The sequence below is a fragment of the Microbacterium sp. Beta genome (genome assembly GCF_005502545.1).
Lineage (GTDB): Bacteria > Actinomycetota > Actinomycetes > Actinomycetales > Microbacteriaceae > Microbacterium > Microbacterium oxydans.
Map to the genome: position 1 here is coordinate 1 of NZ_SCOG01000050.1, position 5271 is coordinate 5271.

Annotated in this window: 2 rRNA genes; both read left to right on the forward strand. The window is 54.7% G+C overall.

The features are described 5' to 3' along the window. Positions 1–262: 262 nt before the first annotated feature. Positions 263–1786, forward strand: a 16S ribosomal RNA gene (locus FFS56_RS20290). Positions 1787–2203: 417 nt separating this feature from the next. Next, a 23S ribosomal RNA gene (locus FFS56_RS20300) occupies positions 2204–5271 on the forward strand; the annotation flags it as partial.

Here is a 5271-nt window from a genome sequence, read left to right on the forward strand (position 1 = left end):
GGTAAGATAGAGAAGTTGCCCTTCGGGCCTGGCTGTGATGGCTGGGTCGTGGGAGCATCCGATCCTTGAGAACTCAACAGCGTGCACTTGTCAAATGCCAAATTATCCTCGTCTAGCTTCGGCTGGGTGAGAATTCCTTTGGATCAAAGACCAACCTCCTTGTGGGGTTGGCAATGGATGAAGTCAGCAATGAATTTGTCTCTTTGGTCAGCATCAAACTCGCTGCGATCCTGGTTTTCCCCGGGGTTGTATGCATTTCTTTTTTACGGAGAGTTTGATCCTGGCTCAGGATGAACGCTGGCGGCGTGCTTAACACATGCAAGTCGAACGGTGAACACGGAGCTTGCTCTGTGGGATCAGTGGCGAACGGGTGAGTAACACGTGAGCAACCTGCCCCTGACTCTGGGATAAGCGCTGGAAACGGCGTCTAATACTGGATATGTGACGTGACCGCATGGTCTGCGTCTGGAAAGAATTTCGGTTGGGGATGGGCTCGCGGCCTATCAGCTTGTTGGTGAGGTAATGGCTCACCAAGGCGTCGACGGGTAGCCGGCCTGAGAGGGTGACCGGCCACACTGGGACTGAGACACGGCCCAGACTCCTACGGGAGGCAGCAGTGGGGAATATTGCACAATGGGCGCAAGCCTGATGCAGCAACGCCGCGTGAGGGACGACGGCCTTCGGGTTGTAAACCTCTTTTAGCAGGGAAGAAGCGAAAGTGACGGTACCTGCAGAAAAAGCGCCGGCTAACTACGTGCCAGCAGCCGCGGTAATACGTAGGGCGCAAGCGTTATCCGGAATTATTGGGCGTAAAGAGCTCGTAGGCGGTTTGTCGCGTCTGCTGTGAAATCCGGAGGCTCAACCTCCGGCCTGCAGTGGGTACGGGCAGACTAGAGTGCGGTAGGGGAGATTGGAATTCCTGGTGTAGCGGTGGAATGCGCAGATATCAGGAGGAACACCGATGGCGAAGGCAGATCTCTGGGCCGTAACTGACGCTGAGGAGCGAAAGGGTGGGGAGCAAACAGGCTTAGATACCCTGGTAGTCCACCCCGTAAACGTTGGGAACTAGTTGTGGGGTCCATTCCACGGATTCCGTGACGCAGCTAACGCATTAAGTTCCCCGCCTGGGGAGTACGGCCGCAAGGCTAAAACTCAAAGGAATTGACGGGGACCCGCACAAGCGGCGGAGCATGCGGATTAATTCGATGCAACGCGAAGAACCTTACCAAGGCTTGACATATACGAGAACGGGCCAGAAATGGTCAACTCTTTGGACACTCGTAAACAGGTGGTGCATGGTTGTCGTCAGCTCGTGTCGTGAGATGTTGGGTTAAGTCCCGCAACGAGCGCAACCCTCGTTCTATGTTGCCAGCACGTAATGGTGGGAACTCATGGGATACTGCCGGGGTCAACTCGGAGGAAGGTGGGGATGACGTCAAATCATCATGCCCCTTATGTCTTGGGCTTCACGCATGCTACAATGGCCGGTACAAAGGGCTGCAATACCGCGAGGTGGAGCGAATCCCAAAAAGCCGGTCCCAGTTCGGATTGAGGTCTGCAACTCGACCTCATGAAGTCGGAGTCGCTAGTAATCGCAGATCAGCAACGCTGCGGTGAATACGTTCCCGGGTCTTGTACACACCGCCCGTCAAGTCATGAAAGTCGGTAACACCTGAAGCCGGTGGCCTAACCCTTGTGGAGGGAGCCGTCGAAGGTGGGATCGGTAATTAGGACTAAGTCGTAACAAGGTAGCCGTACCGGAAGGTGCGGCTGGATCACCTCCTTTCTAAGGAGCATCTGACACCTCCGGGTGTCCAGAACCCAGATCGAAGGCATACGTTCTTCGCTGGGAGCTCATGGGTGGAACATTTGACATGGTGCGAGGGATGTTGTTCTTCTCCAGTACGCCGCTTCGGTGGTTGGAACGGGGAGGGTGACGGATGTCGCACCTGCACGCTGTTGGGTCCTGAGGGACCGGATGCGGATCCTTTGGGATCTGGTCTGAACCTCTGGGCCTCTTTCTGTTTCTCCATGTTTGTGGGGTTGTGGATTGGGGCACCGCCCGTACTTTGAGAACTACACAGTGGACGCGAGCATCTTGCAGCTGACTTCGGTCAGTTGCACAAGATGATCTTAAAGATCATTAGTCAATTTCAGATTCCGCCTCCGGGTGGGGTCGAGTTTTTGATTCAAACTCATGTGATTTCAAGTCTTTAAGAGCAAACGGTGGATGCCTTGGCATCTGGAGCCGAAGAAGGACGTAGCAATCTGCGATAAGCCTCGGGGAACTGATAAGCAAGTTTTGATCCGAGGGTGTCCGAATGGGGAAACCCCGCTGGGCGGCGTGCCGACCTAGTGACTCCCGCCTGAATATATAGGGCGGGTAGAGGGAACGTGGGGAAGTGAAACATCTCAGTACCCACAGGAAGAGAAAGCAACCGCGATTCCGTTAGTAGTGGCGAGCGAAACCGGATCAGGCTAAACCTAGCGTGTGTGATAGCCGGCAGGCGTTGCACGTTGGGGGTTGTGGGACTTTTCAGTCATCTCTGCCGAGGTGGCGGCGTTACAAGAAGGTATAGACGAACGGTCTTGAAAGGCCGGTCATAGAGGGTGCCAACCCCGTAGTCGAAATGCCTCTCTTGGCGCGAAGAGTATCCCAAGTAGCACGGGGCCCGTGAAATCCCGTGTGAATCTGTCAGGACCACCTGATAAGCCTAAATACTCCCAGATGACCGATAGCGGACAAGTACCGTGAGGGAAAGGTGAAAAGTACCCCGGGAGGGGAGTGAAATAGTACCTGAAACCGTTTGCTTACAAACCGTTGGAGCCTCCTTAGTAGGGGTGACAGCGTGCCTTTTGAAGAATGAGCCTGCGAGTTAGCGATATGTGGCGAGGTTAACCCGTGTGGGGTAGCCGTAGCGAAAGCGAGTCTGAATAGGGCGATTCAGTCGCATGTCCTAGACCCGAAGCGAAGTGATCTATCCATGGCCAGGTTGAAGCACGTGTAAGAGCGTGTGGAGGACCGAACCCACTTAGGTTGAAAACTGAGGGGATGAGCTGTGGATAGGGGTGAAAGGCCAATCAAACTTCGTGATAGCTGGTTCTCTCCGAAATGCATTTAGGTGCAGCGTTGCGTGTTTCTTGCCGGAGGTAGAGCTACTGGATGGCCGATGGGCCCTACAAGGTTACTGACGTCAGCCAAACTCCGAATGCCGGTAAGTGAGAGCGCAGCAGTGAGACTGTGGGGGATAAGCTTCATAGTCGAGAGGGAAACAACCCAGACCACCAACTAAGGTCCCAAAGCGCGTGCTAAGTGGGAAAGGATGTGGAGTTGCTGTGACAACCAGGAGGTTGGCTTAGAAGCAGCCACCCTTGAAAGAGTGCGTAATAGCTCACTGGTCAAGTGATTCCGCGCCGACAATGTAACGGGGCTCAAGCACGCCACCGAAGTTGTGGCATTGACATTATTGGTAGGCCTTCGTGGTCCAGCCGTGTTGATGGGTAGGAGAGCGTCGTGTGGCCAGCGAAGCGGCGGTGTAAACCAGCCGTGGAGGCTACACGAGTGAGAATGCAGGCATGAGTAGCGAATGACGTGTGAGAAACACGTCCTCCGAAAGACCAAGGGTTCCAGGGTCAAGCTAATCTTCCCTGGGTAAGTCGGGACCTAAGGCGAGGCCGACAGGCGTAGTCGATGGACAACGGGTTGATATTCCCGTACCGGCGAAGAACCGCCCAAGCTAATCCAGTAGTGCTAAGTGTCTGAATCCCAGTGACTGATCCCTTCGGGGTGACGCTCTGGGCCTAGCGCACGACCCCATTCTGGTGCGGTTAGCGTATTAACAGGTGTGACGCAGGAAGGTAGCCCAAGCCAGGCGATGGTTGTCCTGGTGCAAGTGCGTAGGCCGAGTCGTAGGCAAATCCGCGATTCACATAGGCTGAGACACGATGCGGATAAAAAGTGGGTGATCCTATGCTGCCAAGAAAAGCATCGACGCGAGGTTCTAGCCGCCCGTACCCCAAACCGACTCAGGTGGTCAGGTAGAGAATACCAAGGAGATCGAGAGAATCGTGGTTAAGGAACTCGGCAAAATGCCCCCGTAACTTCGGGAGAAGGGGGGCCATCCACTTATACGGATTTACTCCGAAAAGGGTGTGGTGGCCGCAGAGACTAGTGGGTAGCGACTGTTTACTAAAAACACAGGTCCGTGCCAAGTCGCAAGACGATGTATACGGACTGACGCCTGCCCGGTGCTGGAAGGTTAAGAGGACCGGTTAGCCGCGAGGCGAAGCTGAGAATTTAAGCCCCAGTAAACGGCGGTGGTAACTATAACCATCCTAAGGTAGCGAAATTCCTTGTCGGGTAAGTTCCGACCTGCACGAATGGCGTAACGACTTCCCAACTGTCTCAACCGCGAACTCGGCGAAATTGCATTACGAGTAAAGATGCTCGTTACGCGCAGCAGGACGGAAAGACCCCGTGACCTTTACTACAGCTTGGTATTGGTGTTCGGTGTGGCTTGTGTAGGATAGGTGGGAGACTTTGAAGCATGGACGCTAGTTCGTGTGGAGTCATTGTTGAAATACCACTCTGGTCACTCTGGATATCTAACTTCGAACCGTAATCCGGTTCAGGGACAGTGCCTGGTGGGTAGTTTAACTGGGGCGGTTGCCTCCCAAAAAGTAACGGAGGCGCCCAAAGGTTCCCTCAACCTGGTTGGCAATCAGGTGTCGAGTGTAAGTGCACAAGGGAGCTTGACTGTGAGACTGACAGGTCGAGCAGGGACGAAAGTCGGGACTAGTGATCCGGCAGTGGCTTGTGGAAGCGCTGTCGCTCAACGGATAAAAGGTACCTCGGGGATAACAGGCTGATCTTGCCCAAGAGTCCATATCGACGGCATGGTTTGGCACCTCGATGTCGGCTCGTCGCATCCTGGGGCTGGAGTAGGTCCCAAGGGTTGGGCTGTTCGCCCATTAAAGCGGTACGCGAGCTGGGTTTAGAACGTCGTGAGACAGTTCGGTCCCTATCCGCTGCGCGCGTAGGAAATTTGAGAGGATCTGACCCTAGTACGAGAGGACCGGGTTGGACGAACCTCTGGTGTGTCAGTTGTTCCGCCAGGAGCACCGCTGATTAGCTACGTTCGGGATGGATAACCGCTGAAAGCATCTAAGCGGGAAGCCGGCCTCAAGATGAGATTTCCATACCTTCGGGTGAGAGGCTCCCAGCCAGACTACTGGGTTGATAGGCCAGATGTGGAAGTGCAGTAATGCATG